Below are 23,127 nucleotides of genomic sequence, written 5' to 3'. Positions count from 1 at the left end.
GATACCAGGGGCAGGAAAGCCCTTCAGACAATAAAATCATACTTTTTAATCGGGGTCGCCGACAACGCTTGGGTGGCCTCGATTGTCTCGCATTTTTCGTGGTCGGCGACATATGCTGGCGCGCAGAATTTTCGTCAAATCAACGCGCTAGCGAATCGATAGCCTATCTGACAGAACCTTCCTGGGAGTTCATCAATTATTCGGACGTAGTTGGTGCACAAAGGCGCCGGCATTCAATTCGGAAGGCGCGGTTTGGCAAATGTTTCCTGAGGCGGACCCAAAGTCCAGCTTGAAAAGTTACGTCGAAGTTTTATTCATTTATAGTTGCGAGCCAAGTAGCGGGTCACGCGGGGATCGCGGATCCATTTTGCGACAAAGGCAATGAAAAACCAAGAAGAAGGCCTGTCCGTGGAGAAGCTGGCACTGTTTAAGTCGCTCCCCACGCTTGCGACGCAGTATGACATCGTGCGCTTTCTCAGAAAGGTCGCCGAAACCTATGGTATGCGTACCTTTCTTGTTACCCGCATGCCCGCCACCACGAGCCATACGTTGCAATCCATATCGGTCATATCGTCCTGGCCGACGGAATTGATGGCGCGTTACGATCAGGCGCATTTGATGTCCGGCAGCCCGGTCCTGGCCCGTCTTCGCACCAGCATCGTTCCCTTTACGGTCGACCTTGACGAGGCAGCGGCCGCTGCGGACCGCGGTATCGAAGTTCTCGCCCTCATGAGCGCTTACAAGATGCAGCGTCTCGCCGTGTTTCCCGTCGCAGATGTCGAAGGTCAGCGCGGCGTCGTGTCTTTTTATGGCGACAGACCGATTCTCAACGAGCTGGAGATGATGGAACTGTGCATGCTCTCCATTCATGTCTTCGACCGGCTCTACCAGATCGGCCGCAGCAGCCACAAGCCGGGTGAGGGGCTCACGGACCGTGAGATCGATTGTCTCAATTGGACTGCCGCCGGCAAGACGAGCGCGGAAATCTCCGAGATCCTTGGGCTGTCCGAGCATACCGTCAACCATTACCTCAATCGCGCCACGCGCAAGCTCGACACGGTCAACCGCACCCAGGCGGTTGCGAAAGCACTGCGAACCGGCATCATCAGCTGAAGGCGGCGTGGCCGCCTCAATCATGGATTGCAGTTTCTGTATCTATCCAAGCACATAGCGTCTTTTTTCGCGTACCTACCCCAAACGGGGGATAGTCTTTTGTTTTCCCCCCGATAGCCTTACATTGATCACGGGAGTTTGCTCCGTGGCCCCTAAGATTCTGGCGGACGAACCCCACTCTGGTTCCTTCAAGAATTAGAGTCGTTCGCCGGTAAAACCCGCCCGCAGCCCTGCCGGGCGGGTTACTTTTTTAAAGCGTTGATTTTGTTCGATATATTCCGTTTCTTGACGATTGTCATGACGACAGGCTTTCTCCGCGGTCTTTGAACAGCCTGTGACCCGCGTAACGGCGCGCGGAAAAAATTCGCTCTATGTTTCTTGTCAAGTAGGCGATCAAGACGCCGCACAAATGGCCCGTCGCCGTGTTGGCGGGCCGCTCTTCGTCCAGCAACTCACGAGAAGCAAGGTGCAGGGAATCTGGCGAGTTGTCGACATTGTTCTCTTTACACTCGCGCCGCTGAACCGGCTCGAATACTTCGTCGCGCAATTGGTCACGGTGAGCCCGTTGCTGATCTGGATCGTCGTGCTGAGGGCCCATGCATTCGTCGGCTTCCCCCGCGCCGTGACGTTGCTGTTCGCGGTGGCGATAATGGCCTACAGCCTCGCCTTCGGAATCCGGCGACTCCTTGACGTCGGCGTCGACACCAAAGCCAAAGCCTTCCTCTGCATTCTCGGATACAACGCGATTTCCAATTTGCTGACTATAGGCGTCGGCAAATCGATCCTGCCTTTCATCTATGGCGTCTACTATATGGGAATGTTGCTCCTCCCTTCGGCCACACCGCGGCCGATGTGGACGCAAGATTTGCGGTGTTGAGTGGAGGGAGCCTAAGCTCGATCTCGTAGCCCGACACCAGCGCTGTTGTCCTTCCGGCTGATGAAGATCAGGTCGGCGGACTGAAGGGCGGCGAGGATAACCGTTAGATCTCTGGCGATCCGCACGTGCCTTTCGGATTCGAAATCCCGAAATGTGGATGGCGAGTCGCCTCGCGCTCCCGCCAGTTCCAACAAGGCTTGGCGCATACCGTTGATCAGGAATTGGTCGTGGGTGGTGAATCCTCACCACCCACGACTTCAACAAGCGCTATCGTCAGGGTTCAGGAGGTTTGCTGCATGCCACTCGCCAAGATGTTCAAGCAGCAAGCTTCCCCGCTCGGGTCATGGCATTGCCCGTCCCGCGATCATGCTTCAAACCTCAGGACGCCGGCTTGAGCGAGCCGATGATCTTCTGGATATCTGCACCCTGCGAGTCCTGGGCACCCTGAGTGCCCCAATAGCTCAAGGTCAGCGACTTGTCGCCGAGGACCAGAACGCCGAGGCTGATCGTGACCGGGCCATCCGCATCTTTGCCGGCCCAGGTGATTGTCGCGTAGTCAAGGCCGTTTAGCTTTGTCTGGGAACGAGCTTCCGTCGCGGCATCAACGGTAACGCCCTTCGAGGCGAAATACTTGAGCGCTTCGGTAACGGCAGTGCCAGCATCCTTCGTTTCGCTGACGTCGATGGCCAGATAGATCGAATCGTCTGGCGAGGAGGCGTCAACGCCGGTATCGGTTTCCTGCGCCTTCCAGCCGTCCGGCCAGTCGACGACGGCAACCGGCTCGTCACTCGGAAACGGCATCTCGGCCGCCGATGCGGCAGTTATCATGCAAAATGTGGCCGCAGCCGCTAGTAGAAAGCGCTTCATGGATACCTCGGTGTGTCTGTTGCGAGGCAAATCTAACGCAAATCCAGGCAGCCAGCTTGTGATAGTTATACTCCCACCAAAAATAGTCAGCCGCACCGGCTGTCGCTGCTGACAATCCTCTCGATGCGCCACGCGCGGCCTGTGTCGATAACGCCAGTTACCCTCGGCTATCCCGCAGCCCGCCGGCGGACTGTTTCTTTTGGGCGCGATTTCCAAGCTTCCACGGGCCCGGCCTCTAATCGGGATGGGAACGACTATGAACACAAGCTGAAGCCTTGATTCAGGGCAGCTTCAGCTTCGGGCTGGTAAACATGAAACCCTGTTCCCGCCGACACAGCCCCAGTCTGTGCGGCGCGATAATGCCTTTGACGAGTAAGCGACCTCGGTCGCTGAAAGGCCAGTCGTTACGGCTGGCACCAGACCCCGCTCGCTTCAGGCATTGGAAGCGGGCGGGGTTTTTCGTATCGGGCCTCGGGAAATGTTGGGCGAGCCTTGCCGAGATATCGACAGCAGCGCTCGCCGAGACTGGACACAATCTGACGAGACCGGCCGCCAAAGGCGGCCGGTTCACGCTGCGTCGGCAGCAATGTCACGATGTGTGCGAGCGGGAAAAACGCTTGCGGGCGTGAGGCTCGCATACCTGGTGAAGCCGGTCGGCATCGCCGATGCCGCTGGAATGGATGAGAAGCACCATCTTGGCGCAATCGCGTTCGTTGGCGTCATTCCGGTCAAACCACTCGGCCTGAGCCAGGGATCTGAAGACGCCCCGTACCATATTGTACTCGACAGGGCTCAATGCATTCTGCATCTGGACCTCCTATCTGACCTGATGAAGGTGAAGAATAGGCTGCAGTACTGAACCTCAGATGAACGGTTTTCGAACCGCATCTCTGTTTCATGTCCGATTGCCATATGTCTGCTCAAACTTCGAGCAATGTGCAATTTTTGGGCTGAATTCGCTCTCCATGTTTATGCTGACTTCGAGCAGTTGCAAGATTCCCGGCATTTCCCGGCTTTATTGAAACTGGCACGCTTCCTGCATGTATTCTCGCAGGTCCAGAGGGGACCGAAAACGCGGCCGCAAAGACCGCATAAGAGCCGCCGCCTTCCGCCCCCATACCTCCTCCCATGGGCCCGGAAGGCGGCGCTTTCTTTTGCTAAGCCATGATTCTTTAGGCGCGACCGTTGGCTTGCGCGCTCCACTGGCTTATCTAACCCGCAAAGAGTTGGATTTGAATCATGGCAGATATCACTAGCAAGGATGTGCTCGAGCGCCTCAGGAGCGTGCGCGGGCCCGAGATGGAAGGCAATATCGTCGATCTCGGCATGGTCTCGGATGTTTTCATCTCCGACGGCAAGGCTTATTTCTCGATCACCGTGCCGGCTGAGCGGGCAAAGGAATTGGAGCCGCTGCGCCAGGCCGCTGAGCGTGTGGTCAAGGACATGCCCGGCATGAAAGGCGCCTTCGCCGCGCTGACCGCAGACAAGCGTGCCGGCACCGGACAGGCGCCGGCCAGACCGGTTCCACCGCAATCAGGCGGCCATGGTCATGCGGGCCACAGCCACGAGGGCCATAGCCATGCCGGGCACAGCCATGCTGCACCGCCGCCACGCAAGCCGGGCATCCCAGGTGTCAAACACATCATCGCGGTCGCATCGGGCAAGGGCGGCGTCGGCAAGTCTACGACCGCGGTTAACATCGCTCTCGGGCTGAAGGACCTCGGCCTCTCCATCGGCATCCTCGATGCCGATGTCTATGGCCCTTCGATCCCACGGCTCATGGGCATTTCCGGCCGGCCGCAGCAGATCGACGGCAAGCTGATCAAGCCGATGGAAAACTTTGGCCTGCGCAACATGTCGATGGGCTATCTTGTCGACGAGGGCACGGCGATGATCTGGCGTGGCCCGATGATCCAGTCGGCGCTGCTGCAGATGCTGCGCGAGGTCGCCTGGGGCGATCTCGACGTGCTCGTCGTGGACATGCCGCCCGGCACCGGCGACGCCCAGCTCACTATGGCGCAGCAGGTGCCGCTGTCAGGCGCCGTGATCGTATCGACACCGCAGGATCTGGCACTCATCGATGCCCGGAAGGGTATCGCGATGTTCCAGAAGGTCGACGTGCCGCTGCTCGGCGTCGTTGAAAACATGAGCCATTTCATTTGCCCCAACTGCGGCATCAGCCATGATATTTTTGGCCATGGCGGCGCGCGGGCGGAAGCCGAGAAGATCGGTGTGCCATTCCTCGGCGAAGTACCGCTCGCGATGACGATCCGCGAGAATTCGGATGCGGGTACGCCGGTGACGGTGTCGGCGCCGGAAGGTCCGCATGCCCGTATCTATCGCGATATCGCCGAAAAGGTCTGGCAGCAGCTTTCGGGAGCCGCGGTGGCCGGGCGGGCGGCGCCGGCAATCGTCTTCGAGTAAGACCGATCGCCGGATTTACCGCTTTCGCTGCAGAGTGGGCAACGGGAAAGTCAAGCACCCCGCGCTCGCTGCACTGCAAGATTCTTTTCTTGATTATCGCGTGAGAATGGGCAATACCCGCGCGACCGCCGGTATTAAGCCGGCAGGCGTTGCGCATGAGATTCCTGGATGCGGAAGCGGTCGTATTGAACGGGGCGCATGATCTATTCCTCCGGAGCCGTACTTAAATGATGACCGCCTATCGGTCTAACGGCGAGGCGGTGCACCTGTCGCCGGCGACTCCGCCTGTCGCGCTTTCGCCTGATATCGTTTGGCTCGACCTCAACCAGCCCACCCGGGATGAAGAAGACTATGCCGAGCATCTAACCCGGATCGATGTGCCGACGCGCGACGATCTGCGTGATATAGAGCCGTCGAGCCGGCTGCATGCCGATGAGAACGCGATCTATCTGACGGCGTCGATCCTTTGCCGTGCCGATAGCCGGGCGCCGGTTCTGACGGATGTGGCTTTCGTGCTGACGCAGTCCTGCCTTGTCACCGTGCGCTATGACGACCCCAAGTCCTTCAAGCTGTTTGCTTTGGCTCTTTGCAAGCTGACAGGCGGAGCGACATCCTCTGTGGTCACGCTGGCAAGGCTGCTGGAGACGATCGCCGACCGCACGGCGGAAATTCTCGAGAATGCCGAAACGCGCGGTGACGCGCTGCTCGTCCGAATCTTCGGTGATAGCAGCGAAAAATCGGAGCACCGCGTGCCGAAGGATCTCGAAAAGCTGCTCGTCGAGATCAGTGCGCATCATCGCCTTGTCTCCAAGGCACGCGGCAGCCTGGCTACTCTGGCGCGCGTTCTGACCTTCCTGCAAGCGGTCGAAGTGGTGCGCCAGGATCGCGAGGTCAAGGATCTCGTCAAGTCGACCGCGCGTGACATTCAGTCTCTCTCTGAGCATGCCAACTTCCTGTCGGGCAATATCACTTTCCTGCTCGATGCGTCGCTTGGCCTGATCAATGTGGAACAGAACGCCATCATCAAGATTTTCTCGATCGCGTCGGTGGTTCTCCTGCCGCCAACTTTGGTCGCATCAATCTACGGCATGAACTTCAAGTTCATGCCCGAACTCGAGTGGTCGTTCGGTTATCCATCGTCGCTGGCGCTGATGGCGATCTCGGCGATCATTCCATTCCTATTCTTTCGTTGGAAAGGCTGGCTGTGAGCCAGGCGGCATAACATGGCAGAACAGTTCGCTTCCCATGCGGGGCCGATGTCGACGAAGAAGTTGCTCGCGCTTTCACTCGGCTCCGTTGGCGTCGTTTATGGCGATATCGGCACCAGCCCGCTCTATGCCTTCCGCGAAGCGCTCCGACCGGTGTCGCATGACGGCGTTGAACGCGGCGAGATCATCGGTCTGATTTCGCTCTTCTTCTGGGCGCTGACCATCATCGTCACCGTCAAATACGTGATCTTTCTGCTCAGGGCCGACAATGACGGCGAAGGTGGCACGCTGTCGCTTCTGTCTCTCGTGCTGAAAGGCGTTTCCGAAAAGCGCGCCGGCGTGCTTTTCGTCATCGGCATCATCGGCGCCGCGCTCTTCCTGGGCGATGCCATGATCACGCCGGCGCTCTCGGTTCTCTCGGCCGTCGAAGGTCTGAAATTCGTGGCGCCGGGAATGCATGAATTCGTCGTGCCGATTGCCGTGGTTATTCTGGTCCTGCTCTTCGCGGTTCAGAGCCGCGGCACAGGCGCGGTATCAGTCTTCTTCGGCCCGATCACCGCCTTCTGGTTCCTCGTCCTCGCCGGCATCGGCCTCTATCATATTCAGGACGATTTCAGCGTTCTGGCCGCATTCAATCCCTATTACGGCGTCTGGTTTCTGTTCAATAGCGGCTTCGTCGGCTTCATCGTGCTCGGCTCGGTCTTTCTCGCCGTCACTGGCGCAGAGGCGCTCTATGCCGACCTCGGCCATTTCGGCCGCGCGCCCATCCGGCTCGCCTGGTTTGGTCTCATATTCCCTTCCCTGGTACTGAACTATCTCGGGCAGGGGGCGCTTGTTCTGCATGACCCATCGGCGATATCGGATCCATTCTATCTCATGTTTCCCGATGCGTTTCGGCTGCCGGTCGTGATCCTCGCCACGGTGGCCACGATCATCGCAAGCCAGGCAGTGATTACAGGTGCCTTCTCGCTCGCCCGCCAGGCCATCCATCTCGGCTTCCTGCCGCGTATGGAGATCTACTTCACCTCAGAGTCGCATACCGGCCAGATCTATTTGCCCGCCGTCAACACCATCCTGCTCTTCGGAGTCATGGCACTGGTGCTGATGTTCAAGAGCTCGGAATCGCTCGCCGTTGCCTATGGCATTGCGGTAACCGGCGACATGGTCGTCTCGACCATCCTGTTTTATCACTTCGTACGATTCTTCTGGAAATGGAGCCTGCTGCGCACGCTGCTCATCGTCGCGCCCTTGCTTCTCATCGAGTCGATTTTCCTCGGCTCCAACCTCACCAAGCTGCATCATGGCGGCTATGTTCCCGTCCTGATCGCGGCCTGCTTCGTCGTCATCATGTGGACGTGGCGCCGCGGCACGCGCATTCTCTTCGAGAAGTCGCGCAAGATGCATATCCCGCTCGATGCCTTCGTGAAGTCGATCGAAAAGAAGTCCGATCACGGACCGCTCGAAGTGCCCGGCACAGCCATCTTCCTGACCTCGGATCCGAAATCGACGCCGGCCGCGCTGCTGCACAATCTCAAGCACAATCACGTTCTGCACAGCCAGAACATCATCCTCACCATCCGAACCCAGAACCGGCCGCGCGTTCCGCTCGAGGAGCGGGGCAAGATCGAACGCATGTCGGAGCACTTCCAACTGCTCGAGCTCAATTTCGGCTTCATGGAAACGCAGAACGTCTCGCAAGCACTCGCGCATCTGCGCAAGGCCGGGCTCAAGTTCGACATCATGTCGACGTCGTTTTATCTGGGTCGCCGCAAGCTGATTGCGGATGCCAATTCCGGCATGCCGGGCTGGCAGGACCGGCTGTTCATCGCACTTGCGGGCGCTGCCACCGATCCCTCGGACTACTTCCGCCTACCGGCCAATCGCGTGGTCGAACTCGGTGCGCATGTATCGGTCTGATACGGGTCTCGGTAGGATTTTGCTTATATAAGAAGCCTCGCATAAGGCTCCGCCGTTAACCTCAATCTGGAAGCGGTTGGGTGCGGAACGAATTTTCGCCATTTTGCTGGGTCAAGTCCGCGTTCGGGATGAACGCGGCGAAGCCTGCGTTCGGCGGGAAGGCACGAAATGTGCCGCTGCGGGAATATTTGGTCGGGCTAATTCAGGGGTTAACCAATCATCAAGGTTAATACATCACTATCCGTGCCACTTGTTCCTGTTTCTGAGTGGAGTGGCGTGCTTGTGTCGAAGCGTAAATCCGCGTCCCGGCGTTCCGGCTTCTTGTCGTCGAAATTTCTTGCGCCATCCCTTGTCGCTCTTGCCGGGCTGCTTTCCTTGCCGGCCGATCTCGCCGAAGCCGATATCGCGTCCCTGCTGTCTGCCAACCTGAACAAGGGTGAGAGCTGGCGCAGCTTCATGGTCGATGCGCCAGCCGGTTCGATCCACAAGGAAGAACTGGTCTTTGCCCAGCCGGACGAACAGTTGACGGCCAAGACACGCGGCTTGGTCATGCCCGATGGCGTTCTCGTTGCGCTCTCACCGAGCGAAAAGCTCGAACCCGCGACGCCGGATGAAGATCGCGTTACCCGCCACCTCAAGAAAGGCCGCATTGTCACCATCGAGCAGATACGCCCGCCGAAAGATTTTACGGCCGGCACCATTCTCGACCGCGAGGCGAGCCTGATCTCCTCCGAGATGCTCGAGGACAAGCGCACCGCTTTCGTAAAGCCGGAGATATCGGGCAAGGAAATCGACATCGCGCTTGCCTTCCACATCTTCAAGCCGAAGAAGGAAAATTACGGTGTGCCGGAGATGATCGCGAGCCTTGTGACCAACAAGGACGCCGACAGCCTCGCCACCGCCTACGCCGATCCCGAGCCTGATTATGCCGAGGTCTCGCCTTTCGATTCGATCCTGACCTCGAAGAAGCGCACGCGCTTCGTGCCGAAGATCAAGGGCGACCACCACAACTGGGCAACCAATGTCCTGCCGGCCAGCGTGTTCACGCCCAAGGAACAGCAGTGCCTGGCCGAAGCCATCTACTTCGAATCCGTGACCGAGCCACTCAAGGGCCAGGCCGCCGTCGCGCAGGTCGTGCTCAACCGCGTCCGCAACCCGACCTTCCCAAACACGGTCTGCGGCGTCGTCTATCAGAATGAAGACTGGCGTAACCGCTGCCAGTTCTCCTTCGCCTGCGACCGCATTCCGGACCGCATAAGCAACAAGACCAAGTTCAAGGTTGCCAAGGACATCGCGCTCGCCGTCACCGCCGGCAAGATCTATCTCAAGGAAGTCGGCGATTCCACGCACTACCATGCGACCTATGTCCGCCCGAACTGGGGCCGCAGCATGTATAAGGTCGGTCGCATCGGCCTGCACATCTTCTACCGTACCCGCAACGGCGGCTGGTCGTAGGGGATTCTCTGGTAACCGACATAAGCGGCGACAATGCCTGCAAAATCATTTGCCGGCTCTCCTCAACTATCCCATAAGTCTTTGAATCTCATGTGCAATTTGCGTGTGAGATTCATGGCCTATTCGCCTTGACGAAATCACGCCCTGTAACTATGTTGCACGCGGCTTGAAGGCGGGGGTCACCACCTTTCCGGGCCGATGGATTTCGGACTTTCAGGGCGGAATTTCTCGGCCGGGCATTGGCTTCAAACGGAGCGAACAATGGCGACCGACCGCGAGGACAGTCTGGAAGAGCGCCGCAATAGCCTCGGGGCGAGGCTTGAGCAGGTGAGGCAGGATGACGAGGGGACCACAAAGTCCAGTGATGTGAGCCGCAAGGGCTACTCTCAGGCTTTGAAAATATCCTCCGAATTCATTTCCGCCATCGTGGTGGGCGGCCTCCTCGGCTATCTTCTGGACTACTTCCTTCCGACGAAGCCGTGGGGGTTGATAGTGTTCGTACTCCTCGGGTTCTGTGCGGGTGTGCTCAACGTGCTGCGGACGACCGGCAAGGTCAGTTCGCCCCATCCGGTTGACCGGATCGGGATGCATAGGAATAAGGACGGGCAGTAGGTTTTCGCCTGCGGCCAAAGAATGCGAAGCGAGAGAGATCAGACGTGGCGACACCAGACAAGGTAGATCCGATCCACCAGTTCCACATCAATACGCTTGTGGAACTCGGTGATTACGACTTCACCAATTCGGGCCTCTTCATGGTTCTGACGGTGGTCGTCGCGACGCTCTTCCTGATGTGGGCCACATCGCCGAAGGCCGTCATTCCGGGCCGCATCCAGTCGATTGCCGAACTCTCCTACGAGTTTGTGGCGAAAATGCTGAAGGACTCGACCGGCCATGGCGGCATGAAGTTCTTCCCGCTTGTCTTCTCGCTTTTCATGTTCGTGCTGGTGTCTAACCTGTTCGGCATGATCCCCGGCTTCTTTACCGTGGGCTCGCAGATCATCGTCACCTTCTGCCTGGCGCTGCTCGTCATCGGCACTGTGGTGATCTACGGCATCGCCAAGCACGGCTTGCATTTCTTCGGCCTCTTCGTCCCGTCGGGCGTGCCGATGGTTCTCATCCCGCTGGTCACGCTGATCGAGGTCATCTCGTTCCTCTCGCGTCCGATCAGCCTTTCCGTCCGTCTTTTCGCCAACCTTCTGGCGGGACACATCACGCTCAAGGTCTTCGCGGGCTTTGTCTTCTCGCTCGGCATGCTCGGCCCGCTCGGCATCGCCGGCGCCGTCCTGCCGCTCTTGATGGCGGTCGGCCTGACGGGCCTCGAATTCCTGGTCGCCTTCCTGCAGGCCTATGTGTTTGCAGTCCTGACCTGCATGTATCTCAACGACGCGCTCCATCCGGGGCACTGAGTATCCACCAATTGCGGAGCGCTGGGTGAACCCGCTCCGCTGAGAGTAGCCGCAACAAACGACTTAAAGGAGTTATCAATGGACGCGGAAGCAGCAAAGTACATCGGCGCCGGTATTGCATGCCTCGGCATGGGTGGCGCAGGCATCGGCCTCGGCACGATCTTCGGCAACTACCTTGCCGGTGCGCTCCGTAACCCGTCTGCAGCCGACGGCCAGTTCGGCCGCCTGATTTTCGGCTTCGCCGTTACTGAAGCTCTGGGCATCTTCTCGCTGCTCGTAGCACTTCTGGCCCTCTTCGGCTGATCAGCCCGGGCAAGAATTGGGGTCGCGAGGCTATCAGTCTCGTGACCCGTTTTTGATACCGGCCATTTGGCCTGGAGGTTGGAATGTTTGTGACGACAGCATATGCACTGTCTGCCACGGCTGCCACGGAAGCAGCAGCGCCCGCTGAAAGCGAGACGCACAATACCGAGACGGGTGTACCGCACGCCGCTGAAGAGCATGGCGCGTTTCCGCCTTTCGACTCGACCCATTTTCCGTCCCAGATTCTCTGGCTGGCGATCACCTTCGGGGTGTTCTATTACCTCGTCGCCAAGATGATTGCGCCGCGCATCGCAGGCATCATCCAGACTCGCGAGAGCCGGATTGCCAGCGACCTGGCCGAAGCCAGCCGCATGAAAAACGAAGCTGACGCCGCCGTCGCGAAGTATGAGCAGGAGCTTTCCGAAGCCCGTGCCAAGTCTGCCGCGATCGCTACTGAGGCCCGCGACAAGGCCAAGGCAGAAGCCGACGCCGAGCGCGCCCGCATCGAAGGCGAACTCGCGTCGAAGCTCGCTGCCGCCGAGGCAAGCATTGCCGGCATCAAGCAGGCTGCCATGGCCGAAGTCTCTGGTGTTGCCGAAGATGTCGCATCCGAAATCGTATCGCAGCTCACGGGCGTTTCTGTCGGCAAGGCCGATGTGACCGCCGCGGTCAGCGCGGCCAAGGGCTGAGGAGAATCCACGATGGACGCAACTGCATGGGCCCAGCTTTGGTCTCAGGTCGCCCTGGTTCTCTTCCTCGCGTTGGTGATCTACATGGGCGCCCCGAAGATTATCGGCAAGAGCCTCGACGATCGCGCTGCGAAGATCAAGGCTGAACTCGACGCCGCGAAGAACCTCCGCGAAGAGGCTCAATCGCTGCTCGCCGAATACCAGAAGAAGCGCAAGGACGCCGAAGCGGAGGCCGAGCATATTCTCGCCGCCGCCAAGCGCGAGGCTTCCGCCATGGCCGCCGACGCCAAGGCGAAGACGGAAGAATATGTCACCCGCCGCACCGCGCTCTCCGAGCAGAAGATCAAGGCCGCTGAAACCGACGCCGTCAACGCCGTCCGCGCCGCTGCCGTCGATCTCGCCATCGCCGCTGCCGAGAGGCTGATCGCTTCGAAGGTCGACGTTGCCACCGACGCGACGCTGTTCAAGAATTCGGTCAACGAAGTGAAGAGCCGGCTGAACTGAGCCTGTTCTTCTCGACGAGTTCAAGGCTCTGCCACTGGCGGGGCCTTTTCGTTTGGCCGGCCAGCATCCAGAACGTCATCCTCGGGCTTGTCCCGAGGATTTGCGTTTTCCCTGCAGTGCCGTGAGACTCGGAGCATAAAGCTCCGTCCCGGATCCTCGGGACAAGCCCGAGGACGACGTCAGGGGAGGGGGCGCCGCACGTCTCTTCCTTCAAAGACTAGCCTGCCTGCCGCCGGCATTCGATCTCGCGATAGAAGTCCAGAACATGCGAATGCTCGGGCCAGCGCTCCTCATAGATCAGCTTGTCGAGCGACAGCTTCTCCCGCCATCCCTTCACCGCCAGTTCCGGCCGGACATAGAGTTGGTCGACATAGCCGACGCAGAGATAGGCGATGATCTCGACGCTCTCCGGCAGGCCGAGATGGCGAGAGAGCCGGTCATGGTCGAAGATCGATACCCAGCCGACGCCGACGCCCTCGGCCCGGGCGGCGAGCCAGAAATTCTGCACCGCGCAGACAGTCGAATAGAGATCCATCGCCGGATTGTGTGTGCGCCCCAGCACGAAGTCACCGCCGCGCTTGCGGTCGCAAGTAATGCAGATGTTGAGCGGTGCCTTGAGGATGCCTTCGAGCTTCAGGCTCATATATTTGAGCTTCACCTCGCCTGTCAGTTTATCCGCGGCTTCGACATTGGCCTCGTGGAAGATGCGATGCACCGCACGCCGGTTCTCCTCCTCGCGGATCAGGATGAAGTTCCAGGGCTGCATGTAGCCGACCGATGGCGCCGCGTGCGCGGCCTCCAGCAGCCGCCTCAGCAGGGCAACCGGGATCGCATCCGGCAGGAATTCATTCCGCACATCGCGGCGACTGTGGATGGCGCGATAGACGGCAGCGCGTTCGGCTTCGGAGAATGGTCCCGCTTGTGAGATTGAGCTGTTGCGCAACTCCGGACGGAAAACCGCTTCACACTTTTCCTGGAGTTGCTCCTGATGGCGCGACGGTTCGGCCTGCATGTGTACCCCCACATGGTCTGGCACTCGCCGGGCCGTCCTCGCCCTTGAAGCTATCGTGTCCGGCCGGTCTTCTGGCTTGGGTTCAACTGGCTTCGCCGCCTTCCCGGTCTCCCAGTGGCACCTGACGACTCCATCCCCCTCACAGCGTTGGGCACGCGCCGGATTGACACCGGCTTCCCGATTCTCCCGCTAGGGGCACCGGACGAGGGTGTTTGAGCAATTTTCGCACACGTTTGCAATGTGCGGCGGCGACGTCGTTTGTCGCTGCCCCTCATCCGCCTGTCGGCACCTTCTCCCCGTTTTGACGGGGAGAAGGGACCTGTGGCACCGTCGGCGTCTCTAGCGTCCCCTCGCCCCGCCTGCGGGGAGAGGGCCAGGGTGAGGGGCAATCCCATGAATTCCTTAGGAAATTGGCTTGAATGGACTGAACGTCATCCGATGAATGGCACATGGTCCATGTGCTGATATCGCGGTCCGATGCACCTCGGTCGCATAGCCGGCATGGGTCTCGAACCCATATTGCGGATAGCTGATACCGGCCGCGCACATCATCCGGTCGCGCGTTACCTTGGCCACGATCGAGGCGGCGGCGATGGAAAAGGACCGTGCATCTCCCTTGATCAGTGCCTTGGCGTGGCATGACAGGCCCGCCGGTACGTCGCGTCCGTCCACTAGCACGAAACGCGCGGTCCTGGGCAGGGATGCGACAGCGCGGCGCATGGCTTCGAGCGAAGCGCGGAGAATATTAAAGCGGTCGATCGATGTGTGGCTGAGCGAAGCGATGGAGACTTCCGCGGTTGCCAGGATCTCCTCATAGAGTTCCTCGCGCCGTGCGGCCGTCAGTTGCTTGGAATCGTTGAGCCCCTTCGGAATGCGCTTAGGATCGAGGATCACGGCGCTGGCGACCACAGGTCCGGCCAGCGGGCCGCGTCCGGCTTCATCGACGCCTGCGACCGGCATGAAGCCATCGCGCATCAGCCCCTTCTCGAAGCGGAATGTCGGGACGATTTCCTCTTCGAGCAGGGGAAGGGAACCGGATGAAGGACGTCGAGCCATGGGGGATAGTTCGCATCTCATCCGATTCCCTGCAAGTCCCGGCGCGAGGGCGGCGCACCGGGACCACGAGCATGTTGTTTCAACATGCTCGACACGATCGGGAACTGGCGGAGAACCCGATCGTGCATATTCAGCCAGGCCCGTGCGGGCAGTGGGCCAAGCCCGGCCGAAAGCGAAGGCTGCCTAGAGCAGCGAGAGCTGGACCCCATGGCCGCTGGGCGGCACGAAGAGATTCGAATTCAAAGAGATCGACCGGCGCGTCAAGCCGTACTTCTTGGCAGCGAGCTCGAAGCGCCGGGCGATCTGCCAGGCATAGGGGCCTGCGCCCTTCATACGTTTGCCGAACTCGGCATCGTAGTCCTTGCCGCCGCGCATCGAGCGGATCAGGCTCATCACATGGCGGTAGCGATCCGGGTAGTGCCTGAGCAACCAGTCGCGGAAGAGGGGGCTCACTTCGAGCGGCAGGCGGAGCAGGATATAGCTCGCCTCCTTCACGCCTGCCGCGGAGCCTGCATCGAGGATGCGTTCGAGCTCGTGGTCGTTGAGCGCCGGGATCATCGGCGAGGCGAGGATCGCCGTCGGCACACCGGCTTCGCCGAGTGCCTTGAGCGCCTCCAGTCGCCTCGACGGCGTGGAAGCACGCGGCTCCATCAGCCGGGCAAGCTTCCTGTCGAGCGTCGTCACGGAAAGTGCCACCCTCGCGAGCCCCTTCTCCGCCATTGCGGCGAGAATATCGACGTCACGCATGATCAGCGACGATTTTGTCACGATCGACACCGGATGATTGGCGGCCGCCAGCACTTCGAGGATCTGGCGCATGATCCGCCATTCCTTCTCGATCGGCTGATAGGGATCGGTATTGGTGCCGATCGCGATGGTCCGCGGCTTGTAACCCGGCTTCGACAGTTCCCGCTCCAGCAGCTTCGCCGCATCGGGCTTGGCAAAGAGCTTGGATTCGAAATCCAACCCCGCAGAGAGGCCCATATAGGCATGGGTCGGACGGGCAAAGCAGTAGATGCAGCCATGCTCGCAGCCGCGATAGGGGTTGATCGAGCGGTCGAAGGGAATGTCCGGGCTCTCGTTGCGGGTAATGATGGCGCGCGGCTTTTCGACCTGAACCTCGGTCCTGAACGGCTCCAGCGTTTCGAATGTCTGCCAGCCGTCATCGACCTGCTCGCGCTCGATCGGCTCGAAGCGGCCGGATGGGTTGAGCCCGGCACCACGGCCGCGGCGGCGGTCGATCTCGATCCGGATGCCGGATTCCTTCAGCAAACTATCGGCAATGTCGGCCGTGTTGGCAGGCGCAAAAGCGGCCTGCCGCGAGAGCGGCATGTTCATCATCGGTGTTCTCCGAGGGCGACTCTCCGCCCCGTCATGACTATTTTCCTATCGCCAAAAAGAGAACATTGCAAGAACAAATTTGCGGACTCGCATTTCCGAGAGCCTTCCACTATGGGTACGCCATGCTGACTGTTCTCTTGGAGTGCCGGGACAACGAACCCGAACTCGCCCATACGCTCGCCGTCCTCGTGTCAGGTGCGGTCGATGGTCTGGTGAGCGATGTGATCGTGCTGGACCATGGTTCGCGCGACGGTTCCGCGCGCGTAGCGGACGCGGCCGGCTGCCGTTTCATCGACAAGTGGGAGTTGAACGAAGTACTGCGCATGGCGCGCGGCGAGTGGATCATGCTGCTCGAACCCGGCGCGCGGCCTCAGGCAGGCTGGATCGAGGAAGTGCTGGAACATGCCAGCCTTTCGAAAGTGCCCGCGCGTTTCACGCCATCGAGCCGCTTCCGCCGCCCGTTCTTCAAGCGCTGGAAACGTTTCGGTGCCTTAGAGCTCGGCTTCCTGATGCCGAAGCGCCAGGCTGCTGCACTCGCCGGCCCGGGCGTGGATCTCTCGGCGCTGACCAAGGCGCCCTCGGTGCGCAGGCTGCACTCCGAGCTTATTCCCGCCTGGGTGATGCGCGAGAACCGTTGATTACGCCGCCGTGCTGACCTCGAACTGAATGCCCTGATGCTGCTGCAGGATGGCCAGCACCCGAAACAACTCGCCGGCGCTAGGGTCACCCGATAGGCTGAACATGCCGCGTAGCATGTCGGGTGTGATGCCCGCCTGGAGGCCAAGTTCCTCGAAGCCGATCGTGGCGTCGATATAGTCGAACAGCACGCTCTTCGCCGTCGGCATGTCATTGGCGAGCAGCACCTCGATCGCCTCGGTGAAGATCGCGTCGCCAAAGGCGTCGTCGGTGCGAATACGGGATTTCACCCGTTCGCGCACGCTGTCGATCGTCATCGTGGGCTGGGCGGCGGAAGCGGTCTCGGTCACGGTGGCGGTCATGTTCTTTTCGGAGTTCATCATCGGGCACGCAACCAGATATGGATACGACTGCGCCGTAATCACGGCCCAGCTATCAATTTATTTTGATAAACCCAAAGGACGGCACGGCGGCTGTTGCCGCGATGCGACGCTTTGGCGATGGATGGGTCGGTTAGCCTGAGATCTTGGAGAAATCGGCAACCGTCGCCGTCGCCGCGCGGATGGCGGCGAGGAGGGCAAGGCGATTGGCGCGAATATCGGGGTTCTCGTCATTGACGAGCACCTGGTCGAAGAAGGTGTCGACTGGGCCGCGGAGCTTGGAGAGTGCTTCCATCGCCGCGCCAAAATCCTCGCGCGCCACGGCCGAGGCCGCATCCTGCGAGGCATTGACGATGGCGGCGTGCAGGCCCTTCTCGGCGGGCAGCGTGAGCAGCGATAGATCGATCCGGTCGGCGACCTTTGTGCCCTTTTTCTCCTCGGCGGCGAGCAGCTGGGTGGCGCGGCGTGTGCCTGCCAGCAGGTTCTTGCCATCCTCGGTGTCGATGAAGGCGGCCAGTGCCTCAGCCCGGCGCACGACCATCAGCAGATCGTCAGCATCGTCGGTGAGCACGGCATCGACGATGTCGTGGCGACGGCCGGCGTCGCGGAGATAGACCTTGAGGCGGTCGTGGAAGAAGGAGAGAAGGTCGACGGAGATGCGCGTGTGCGCCTCATGAGTAGAGTCGGGATAGACGACACCTTTCCTACCAAATTCGCTCACCCGGTGCGTTTGCTCAATGTACTCAGCGTGACTTATTTTGCTTGAATCAAATTTCCCCACGCCCCATTCCGGGAACTGAGCCCACTCTGCAAATATATGGGCAGGAAGAGAAAATACTCTTCGGCTGACCATTGAAGACAGATTAAGGCGGATGTTGTTATCCAATAAGATGCGCACCACACCGAGCGCCGCTCGGCGGAGCGCATAAGGGTCCTTCGAACCAGTAGGCTTCTCGCCAATCGCCCAGAAGCCGATCAACGTATCCAGCTTGTCGGCCAGCGCTAGCGTCACCGAAACCGGATCTGTCGGCACGCGGTCCGACGGGCCGTTCGGCTTCCAATGTTCCTCGACGGCTGCCGCCACGGAGCCGTCCTCGCCCTGCAGCAGCGCATATTTTCGGCCCATCAGGCCTTGAAGTTCGGGGAATTCGCCCACGGCCTCGGTGCGCAGGTCCGCCTTGGCGAGCACGACGGCGCGGTCGACCTTGATCGGGTCGGCACCGGTCACCTTGGCGAGTTCGGCGGCCAGCGTCCGGATACGCTCGACACGCGCGCCCTGCGTGCCTAGCTTGGCATGGAAGGTCACATTGAGATGGTCGAGCTTCGCCATCCGCTGGTCGAGCGGCTTCTTGAGGTCGAGGCCGAACTTGGCGGCAGAGGCTTCGAGCTCGTGCAGGTCGGGCATATCTGCCTGGTCGCGCTTGTAGAAATGTGCCGCATCCGAGAGCCGCGCGCGCACGACCTTGCCGTTGCCGTGGACGATTTCCTTGCCGCCGTCCTTGGCCTCGATATTGGAGACGAGGATGAAGCGGTTGGAGAGCTCCTCCGTGCCCTGCTTGCGGGTGACGAAGCACTTCTGGTTGGTCTTGATGGTCAGCCGGATGATCTCGGCGGGGATCGCCAGATAGGCTTCCTCGAACGTGCCCATCAGCACATGCGGATATTCGACGAGGCCGGAGACCTCTTCGAGCAGTGCTTCGTCCTCGACGAGATCGAGACCCGAGGCAAAAGTGATGTTCTTGGCATCGGTGCGGATGATGTCCTTGCGGCGCTCGGCATCGAGCACGACCTTCGCCTTTTCGAGGCTCGAGACATAGTCCGAGAAGCGCTTGACCGTGATCGCCTCTGGCGCATGGAAACGGTGGCCGTACGTGACGTTGGACGCCGTGATGCCGTCGACCTCGAAGGGGATCTCGGATGTTTCGTCATGCTCCGTACCCCACATGCAGACGATCGACTGCAGCGGCCGCACCCATTTCAGCGCGCCTGGCCTGGCCGAGGCGGCGCCGGAGCGCATGCTTTTCGGCCAGGGGAAATTCCTGATGATGCCGGGCATCACATCGGCAATGATGTCCTCCGCCTTGCGGCCGGGCTTGACGATGATCGCGACATAGAAGTCGCCCTTCTTCGGGTCGGTGCGCGTTTCGGCCTGGTCGATCGAGGTGAGGCCTGCACCGCGGAGAAAGCCATCGATCGCCTGCTGCGGCGCGCTGACGCTGGGGCCCTTCTTCTCTTCCCGCACTTCGGCCGAATGGGCCGTCAGGCCGCGTATATCCAGCGTCAGCCGGCGCGGCGTCCAGTATTCGCGCGCGCCCTCATAGGTCAGGCCCGCCTCCACCAGCGCATCGGTCAAGAGCTTCCTGAGGTCGCCGGCAGCCTTGCGCTGCATGCTGGCTGGGATTTCCTCGGAGCGGAGTTCAAGCAGAAGATCGGGCATATCGGGTCGGGCTTTCGGTCAGGCGTGCGGGCGGCGGAAATTGCGTGCCGGACCTAGCAAGTTCTCACCGGGATGTCACGACCGAATGGCGGATTTTCGGGCTACCAGCCGCCACCGCCACCACCTCCTCCTCCGCCGCCGGATGAACCGCCGCTGGATGACGACGATGAAAAGCCCGACGACGAACTCGACGGCGGCGGGGGCAGCGAGGATGCGATCGACGTCGAGATTGTGCTCGAAACCGTCGACATGCGATTGCCGAACTGGCGGGAATCGAAATCGCGGCCGGTATACCAGCCAGGCTTGTAGTCGTAGTTCGCGTTTGCGCCCGCGGCGTCCAGCCATTGCTGGAAATGCGTCGACCATTGTTTTTCGACGCCGAGCGCCACGGCATAGGGCAGCAGTTTCTCATAATGCTGCGGCGACATTTCTGGCACGCCTGCCATGTTCATCCGGTCCTTCTCGGCAACGGTGAGGTAGAGCCTGAGACCTTCGATGCCGTCCATCAGTTCGCGGCCGAGCGGCGTGGCGGCGCCCATGAAGGTGGTGAAGAAAACCGCGCTGATAAGGATGCCGCCGCAACAGGCAAGCGCCACCTTGTCGTCGAAGGACTGGGCGACGTCGAACAATGTGATGGCGCTGACAAGGATCACCAAAGCCATCGCCAGCCAGAAGAAGGCCAGGAACATCCAGGCCATCACCTTTATGGCGGTGTTGGGGGCGGAGCGGATGACGGCGCTGAGCACGGCCGAGAAGATCGAAACGAAGACGAAGATCACGCCGGGCACGATCAGCATGCCAAGCATGTTGTCACCGAAGGTTCCGCCGAAGATGATCGCGAGATAGGCGACGATGGAGAGGATGATGCCCCAGGTGATGGCGCCGAGATTGTAGCGGTAGTATTTGCCGGTATGTTCCTTGTCGATCGAGGCGCGGAAATCGTCGCCCATCTTCTGGAACTTGCGGCCATTCATCTTGTCGATCGGCAGCACCGCGACACCCTGGACCGCCTTGAAGATCACGTCCTCACCCAGCGGCAAAGCCTTTTCCGGCTTCTTGCCCGTCGGCTTGAAGCTGACGGTGCCCTTGAGGTCGTCGAGGATCACGAGACCCTTCACTGCAAGATTGATGGCCGAGGCGGAGAAGGCGGGCCAGCCATTGCCGGTAAAGCCGCGATTGGCGATATAGTTGACCAATGCCGGGGACAGACCCATGGGAGCATCCCAACGCGGGATGACAAGGCCGTGCGAGGGATCGCGTCCGACCCGTACCCAATTCCAGGCGAAATAGAGAAGCACGATGCCGAAGGCGATGATGGCGATGATCGAGTTCATACGGTCGCTGACTTGCCACCAGAAGAGATCGTTCTGGCTCGGCGGGTCGATCACGCCCTTGGCGAGCTTGACGCCGACGGTAAGGCCTTCGCGCAGATTGAGCGGTGCGGTGGTGGCAAAGAAGACCTCGTTGCCTTCGACCAGGACGCGGGCATCCTTCTCCGTTGCGCCTGATGGCCCGGTGAAGAAGGTCGTCGCCTCGGGCTTGGCGCCTTCGGGCAGCCTGATTGTGGCGCTCGCCTCGCGGATCCAGAATTCCCAGCCGTTGCCGGTGACATTCCAAAACAGTTCGTCGAAATCCTTGCGGTAGCGAACCTGGCGGCCGGTCTCATAGGTGATCGAATAGGTATGCTCGCCACGCGGGATGAAGATGTCGGCGTCGCCGATCCAGATGCGAATGCCGCCGTCGATCGTCTCTGTCTTATAGGCCTCAGGCTGGCCGTTGCGCTCGATCCTCTCGATCGAGAAGTCGACGCGATGCAATGCGCCGTCCTCGCCGGTGAAGGTCAGCGGGAAATCGCGATAGATGCCGCGCTTGATCTTGTAGCCTTCGGCCTTGACGCGGATCGTCTCGGTCACCGTCATGCGGCCGGATTTCGTCAGGTCGATCGCGGCGTGGAAGGACTCGATGGTCTCGTCGGCCATGGCCGGAAGGGCCAGCGTGACGAAGAGCAGCAGGAACCCGATCAGTGGGCGCGCGAGTCCTGGCAGCAGGAAGGCGAGTGGCTTTGTCTTGGACATGGCTTCCGGCATCCTAATGCGGGCGTTCGATGAAATCTTTGGGGATGAGGATCGTGAACTGCAGGGAGCCGCGCGGCTGCACCGGAAGCACGGAACTGAAGACCAGCGTGCTGCCCTCAACGGTCACGCTGGTATTGTCATAGGACATTTCGGGCGTGCCGGCAGTCGCCTGGGTGCTGAGCACCTTGGTGCCATTGGGCAGCCTCACGCGTGCTTCGGCGTGCTCGATCCGCAGGGGCCACGTGCCGGTGACGTTCCATGGCAGCATATCGTTCTCGCCGGCCGGTCGAATCCTGTTATCCGTGCGATAGGTGATCCGGTAGGTGTGCTCGCCGTCAGGTAGCAACACGTCCTTCTTGCCGATATAGACCCGTCTGCCGCCGGCGAGGAAACCCGGATGATGACCTTCGGGCGCACCGTCGCGCGTCACCTCGATGATGTCGAGCATGACCGGCGTCATGCCGTCCGATGTCATGTAACCCATCGGGAAATCGCGGAAGATCCCGTGCTTGAATTCCTTGCCCTCCGAAACGATCGTAATCGTCTCGGTCACCTTGAGCTTGCCGGTGCGGGCTATCTCGATGTCGCTCCGGAAGGTCTTGACATATTCCTCGGCGCGCGCAGCGGGACCAGTCGCGGCAAGCAGTATGGCGAGAAGGAACGTCCGGAACCACATCGGTCGCGTCTCAGAATTTGACCTGCGGCAGCGCGCGGTCTGCCTCGTTGGTGATCTCGAAATACTCCTTCTTGGCAAAGCCGAAGGGATTGGCGACGAGATTGGACGGAAAACTCTCGACCTTGATGTTGAGCTCGCGCGCCGAGCCATTGTAATAGCGCCGCGCCATCTGGATCTCGCCCTCGATGCCATCGAGCGCGCGCTGCATCTCAAGGAAATTGGTGTTCGCCTTGAGATCGGGATAGGCCTCGGCGATTGCCATCACCCGGCCGAGCGCCTGGCCGAGCAGGTTTTCCGCCACGCCGCGCGTCGCGACATCGCCGGCCGGTATCGCCTGCGCCTTGTTGCGTAGCTCGATGACCCCTTCAAGCGTCGTCTTCTCATGCGCGGCATAGCCCTTCACCGTCTCGATCAGGTTGGGGATCAGGTCGGCGCGGCGCTTCAGCTGGACATCGATGCCAGACCAGGCTTCCTCCGCCATCTGCCGCGATTTCACCAGGCTGTTGTAGAGCACGACGCCGAAGAGCGCGACGGCTGCGACGACGAGCACGATCACATAAGTCATTGAGGCACTTCTCCCCTCTTCTCGATTGCCGGAAGGTAACGTTTCAGCGGCGCCAAGTCATCGGCGAAAATTTGCCCGGCTTTTCGATGCGGTCGCTCCATCGGCCCCAAATCCCAACTTCTTGCTAGGGAAAAGTTGCGATACCGCAAGAATCTGAAATTCGTATTCTGAATCAACTGCTTCGGA

The 23,127-nt window shown here is 60.3% G+C and carries 22 protein-coding genes and 1 riboswitch; of the genes, 12 read left to right on the top strand and 10 right to left on the bottom strand.

Annotated elements, in window-relative coordinates:
- Nucleotides 1-381 precede the first annotated feature (381 nt).
- Together AC2YI2_RS00620 and AC2YI2_RS00615 are read left to right on the top strand one after the other, a co-directional pair.
- Nucleotides 382-1,113: a helix-turn-helix transcriptional regulator gene (locus tag AC2YI2_RS00620; protein ID WP_487384479.1), complete on the top strand. Its 732-nt coding sequence runs from the start codon at nt 382-384 to the stop codon at nt 1,111-1,113.
- 334 nt (nt 1,114-1,447) lie between these two features.
- The gene (locus AC2YI2_RS00615; RefSeq protein ID WP_487384478.1) at nt 1,448-1,990 is read left to right on the top strand and encodes a hypothetical protein; all 543 of its coding nucleotides are present in this window, start codon (nt 1,448-1,450) and stop codon (nt 1,988-1,990) included.
- A gap of 378 nt (nt 1,991-2,368) precedes the next feature.
- Here AC2YI2_RS00615 and AC2YI2_RS00610 read toward each other — a convergent pair whose 3' ends face one another.
- On the bottom strand, nt 2,369-2,857 hold the full coding sequence (locus tag AC2YI2_RS00610; RefSeq protein WP_487384477.1) for a histidine kinase: 489 nt from the start codon (nt 2,855-2,857) through the stop codon (nt 2,369-2,371).
- A 589-nt stretch (nt 2,858-3,446) separates the two neighbouring features.
- The gene (locus tag AC2YI2_RS00605) at nt 3,447-3,665 is read right to left on the bottom strand and encodes a hypothetical protein (RefSeq protein WP_487384476.1); all 219 of its coding nucleotides are present in this window, start codon (nt 3,663-3,665) and stop codon (nt 3,447-3,449) included.
- A 431-nt stretch (nt 3,666-4,096) separates the two neighbouring features.
- Here AC2YI2_RS00605 and apbC point away from each other — a divergent pair, with 431 nt between their 5' ends.
- The 9 genes from apbC to AC2YI2_RS00560 all read left to right on the top strand — a co-directional run bounded on the left by apbC (nt 4,097) and on the right by AC2YI2_RS00560 (nt 12,763).
- Complete coding sequence (gene apbC / locus AC2YI2_RS00600) at nt 4,097-5,281, top strand: iron-sulfur cluster carrier protein ApbC (protein WP_487384475.1); 1,185 nt, start codon at nt 4,097-4,099, stop codon at nt 5,279-5,281.
- A gap of 227 nt (nt 5,282-5,508) precedes the next feature.
- The gene (locus tag AC2YI2_RS00595) at nt 5,509-6,489 is read left to right on the top strand and encodes a magnesium transporter CorA family protein (protein ID WP_487384474.1); all 981 of its coding nucleotides are present in this window, start codon (nt 5,509-5,511) and stop codon (nt 6,487-6,489) included.
- Nucleotides 6,490-6,504: 15 nt separating this feature from the next.
- Nucleotides 6,505-8,406, top strand: a complete 1,902-nt coding sequence (locus AC2YI2_RS00590) for a potassium transporter Kup (RefSeq protein WP_487384473.1) — start codon at nt 6,505-6,507, stop codon at nt 8,404-8,406.
- A gap of 321 nt (nt 8,407-8,727) precedes the next feature.
- Nucleotides 8,728-9,861 (top strand): cell wall hydrolase, encoded by a 1,134-nt coding sequence (locus tag AC2YI2_RS00585; RefSeq protein WP_487384472.1) that lies wholly within the window; start codon nt 8,728-8,730, stop codon nt 9,859-9,861.
- A 261-nt stretch (nt 9,862-10,122) separates the two neighbouring features.
- Complete coding sequence (locus AC2YI2_RS00580; protein WP_487384471.1) at nt 10,123-10,473, top strand: AtpZ/AtpI family protein; 351 nt, start codon at nt 10,123-10,125, stop codon at nt 10,471-10,473.
- 44 nt (nt 10,474-10,517) lie between these two features.
- Nucleotides 10,518-11,267 (top strand): F0F1 ATP synthase subunit A, encoded by a 750-nt coding sequence (locus AC2YI2_RS00575; protein ID WP_487384470.1) that lies wholly within the window; start codon nt 10,518-10,520, stop codon nt 11,265-11,267.
- A gap of 78 nt (nt 11,268-11,345) precedes the next feature.
- The gene (locus tag AC2YI2_RS00570) at nt 11,346-11,570 is read left to right on the top strand and encodes a F0F1 ATP synthase subunit C (protein ID WP_487384469.1); all 225 of its coding nucleotides are present in this window, start codon (nt 11,346-11,348) and stop codon (nt 11,568-11,570) included.
- An 83-nt stretch (nt 11,571-11,653) separates the two neighbouring features.
- Nucleotides 11,654-12,259: a F0F1 ATP synthase subunit B gene (locus tag AC2YI2_RS00565; RefSeq protein ID WP_487384468.1), complete on the top strand. Its 606-nt coding sequence runs from the start codon at nt 11,654-11,656 to the stop codon at nt 12,257-12,259.
- 12 nt (nt 12,260-12,271) lie between these two features.
- Nucleotides 12,272-12,763, top strand: coding sequence for a F0F1 ATP synthase subunit B (locus tag AC2YI2_RS00560; protein ID WP_487384467.1), 492 nt, complete (start codon nt 12,272-12,274; stop codon nt 12,761-12,763).
- Nucleotides 12,764-12,980: 217 nt separating this feature from the next.
- Here the strand turns inward: AC2YI2_RS00560 and bluB are convergent, their stop codons facing one another.
- From bluB to AC2YI2_RS00545, 3 genes are all read right to left on the bottom strand, one after another.
- The gene (bluB, locus tag AC2YI2_RS00555) at nt 12,981-13,775 is read right to left on the bottom strand and encodes a 5,6-dimethylbenzimidazole synthase (RefSeq protein WP_487384466.1); all 795 of its coding nucleotides are present in this window, start codon (nt 13,773-13,775) and stop codon (nt 12,981-12,983) included.
- Between the two features lie 44 nt (nt 13,776-13,819).
- Nucleotides 13,820-13,993: riboswitch (cobalamin riboswitch) on the bottom strand.
- A 184-nt stretch (nt 13,994-14,177) separates the two neighbouring features.
- Nucleotides 14,178-14,831, bottom strand: a complete 654-nt coding sequence (gene rnhB / locus AC2YI2_RS00550) for a ribonuclease HII (protein WP_487384465.1) — start codon at nt 14,829-14,831, stop codon at nt 14,178-14,180.
- 183 nt (nt 14,832-15,014) lie between these two features.
- Nucleotides 15,015-16,172, bottom strand: coding sequence for a PA0069 family radical SAM protein (locus AC2YI2_RS00545; RefSeq protein WP_487384464.1), 1,158 nt, complete (start codon nt 16,170-16,172; stop codon nt 15,015-15,017).
- A gap of 122 nt (nt 16,173-16,294) precedes the next feature.
- On the opposite strand from AC2YI2_RS00545, the gene AC2YI2_RS00540 reads away from it, so the two are divergent.
- Entirely contained in the window at nt 16,295-16,810 is a 516-nt protein-coding gene (locus AC2YI2_RS00540; RefSeq protein ID WP_487384463.1) for a glycosyl transferase, read from the top strand.
- On the opposite strand, the gene AC2YI2_RS00535 is transcribed toward AC2YI2_RS00540, so the two are convergent.
- The 5 genes from AC2YI2_RS00535 to AC2YI2_RS00515 all read right to left on the bottom strand — a co-directional run bounded on the left by AC2YI2_RS00535 (nt 16,811) and on the right by AC2YI2_RS00515 (nt 22,941).
- On the bottom strand, nt 16,811-17,191 hold the full coding sequence (locus tag AC2YI2_RS00535) for a hypothetical protein (protein WP_487384462.1): 381 nt from the start codon (nt 17,189-17,191) through the stop codon (nt 16,811-16,813). It lies immediately after the preceding gene.
- 130 nt (nt 17,192-17,321) lie between these two features.
- Complete coding sequence (gene glyS / locus AC2YI2_RS00530) at nt 17,322-19,625, bottom strand: glycine--tRNA ligase subunit beta (protein WP_487384461.1); 2,304 nt, start codon at nt 19,623-19,625, stop codon at nt 17,322-17,324.
- Nucleotides 19,626-19,726: 101 nt separating this feature from the next.
- Entirely contained in the window at nt 19,727-21,700 is a 1,974-nt protein-coding gene (locus AC2YI2_RS00525; RefSeq protein WP_487384460.1) for a DUF2207 domain-containing protein, read from the bottom strand.
- 13 nt (nt 21,701-21,713) lie between these two features.
- Nucleotides 21,714-22,376 (bottom strand): DUF2207 domain-containing protein, encoded by a 663-nt coding sequence (locus tag AC2YI2_RS00520; RefSeq protein ID WP_487384459.1) that lies wholly within the window; start codon nt 22,374-22,376, stop codon nt 21,714-21,716.
- Nucleotides 22,377-22,386: 10 nt separating this feature from the next.
- Nucleotides 22,387-22,941 (bottom strand): LemA family protein, encoded by a 555-nt coding sequence (locus tag AC2YI2_RS00515; RefSeq protein ID WP_487384458.1) that lies wholly within the window; start codon nt 22,939-22,941, stop codon nt 22,387-22,389.
- Nucleotides 22,942-23,127: the final 186 nt, after the last annotated feature.

Source organism: Rhizobium sp. SRI_017 (genome assembly GCF_057586295.1).
Note: the sequence above shows the minus strand (reverse complement) of the source record. Positions and strands in the feature narration are given on the sequence as shown.

Excerpts from the sequence above, each read along its gene's own strand:
- AC2YI2_RS00620 (WP_487384479.1), top strand. The coding sequence starts at position 382 with ATGAAAAACCAAGAAGAAGGCCTGTCCGTGGAGAAGCTGGCACTGTTT.
- AC2YI2_RS00610 (WP_487384477.1), bottom strand. The coding sequence starts at position 2,857 with ATGAAGCGCTTTCTACTAGCGGCTGCGGCCACATTTTGCATGATAACT.
- AC2YI2_RS00605 (WP_487384476.1), bottom strand. The coding sequence starts at position 3,665 with ATGCAGAATGCATTGAGCCCTGTCGAGTACAATATGGTACGGGGCGTC.
- apbC (WP_487384475.1), top strand. The coding sequence starts at position 4,097 with ATGGCAGATATCACTAGCAAGGATGTGCTCGAGCGCCTCAGGAGCGTG.
- AC2YI2_RS00595 (WP_487384474.1), top strand. The coding sequence starts at position 5,509 with ATGATGACCGCCTATCGGTCTAACGGCGAGGCGGTGCACCTGTCGCCG.
- AC2YI2_RS00590 (WP_487384473.1), top strand. The coding sequence starts at position 6,505 with ATGGCAGAACAGTTCGCTTCCCATGCGGGGCCGATGTCGACGAAGAAG.
- AC2YI2_RS00580 (WP_487384471.1), top strand. The coding sequence starts at position 10,123 with ATGGCGACCGACCGCGAGGACAGTCTGGAAGAGCGCCGCAATAGCCTC.
- AC2YI2_RS00570 (WP_487384469.1), top strand. The coding sequence starts at position 11,346 with ATGGACGCGGAAGCAGCAAAGTACATCGGCGCCGGTATTGCATGCCTC.
- AC2YI2_RS00565 (WP_487384468.1), top strand. The coding sequence starts at position 11,654 with ATGTTTGTGACGACAGCATATGCACTGTCTGCCACGGCTGCCACGGAA.
- AC2YI2_RS00560 (WP_487384467.1), top strand. The coding sequence starts at position 12,272 with ATGGACGCAACTGCATGGGCCCAGCTTTGGTCTCAGGTCGCCCTGGTT.
- bluB (WP_487384466.1), bottom strand. The coding sequence starts at position 13,775 with ATGCAGGCCGAACCGTCGCGCCATCAGGAGCAACTCCAGGAAAAGTGT.
- rnhB (WP_487384465.1), bottom strand. The coding sequence starts at position 14,831 with ATGGCTCGACGTCCTTCATCCGGTTCCCTTCCCCTGCTCGAAGAGGAA.
- AC2YI2_RS00545 (WP_487384464.1), bottom strand. The coding sequence starts at position 16,172 with ATGATGAACATGCCGCTCTCGCGGCAGGCCGCTTTTGCGCCTGCCAAC.
- AC2YI2_RS00540 (WP_487384463.1), top strand. The coding sequence starts at position 16,295 with ATGCTGACTGTTCTCTTGGAGTGCCGGGACAACGAACCCGAACTCGCC.
- AC2YI2_RS00535 (WP_487384462.1), bottom strand. The coding sequence starts at position 17,191 with ATGATGAACTCCGAAAAGAACATGACCGCCACCGTGACCGAGACCGCT.
- glyS (WP_487384461.1), bottom strand. The coding sequence starts at position 19,625 with ATGCCCGATCTTCTGCTTGAACTCCGCTCCGAGGAAATCCCAGCCAGC.
- AC2YI2_RS00525 (WP_487384460.1), bottom strand. The coding sequence starts at position 21,700 with ATGTCCAAGACAAAGCCACTCGCCTTCCTGCTGCCAGGACTCGCGCGC.
- AC2YI2_RS00520 (WP_487384459.1), bottom strand. The coding sequence starts at position 22,376 with ATGTGGTTCCGGACGTTCCTTCTCGCCATACTGCTTGCCGCGACTGGT.
- AC2YI2_RS00515 (WP_487384458.1), bottom strand. The coding sequence starts at position 22,941 with ATGACTTATGTGATCGTGCTCGTCGTCGCAGCCGTCGCGCTCTTCGGC.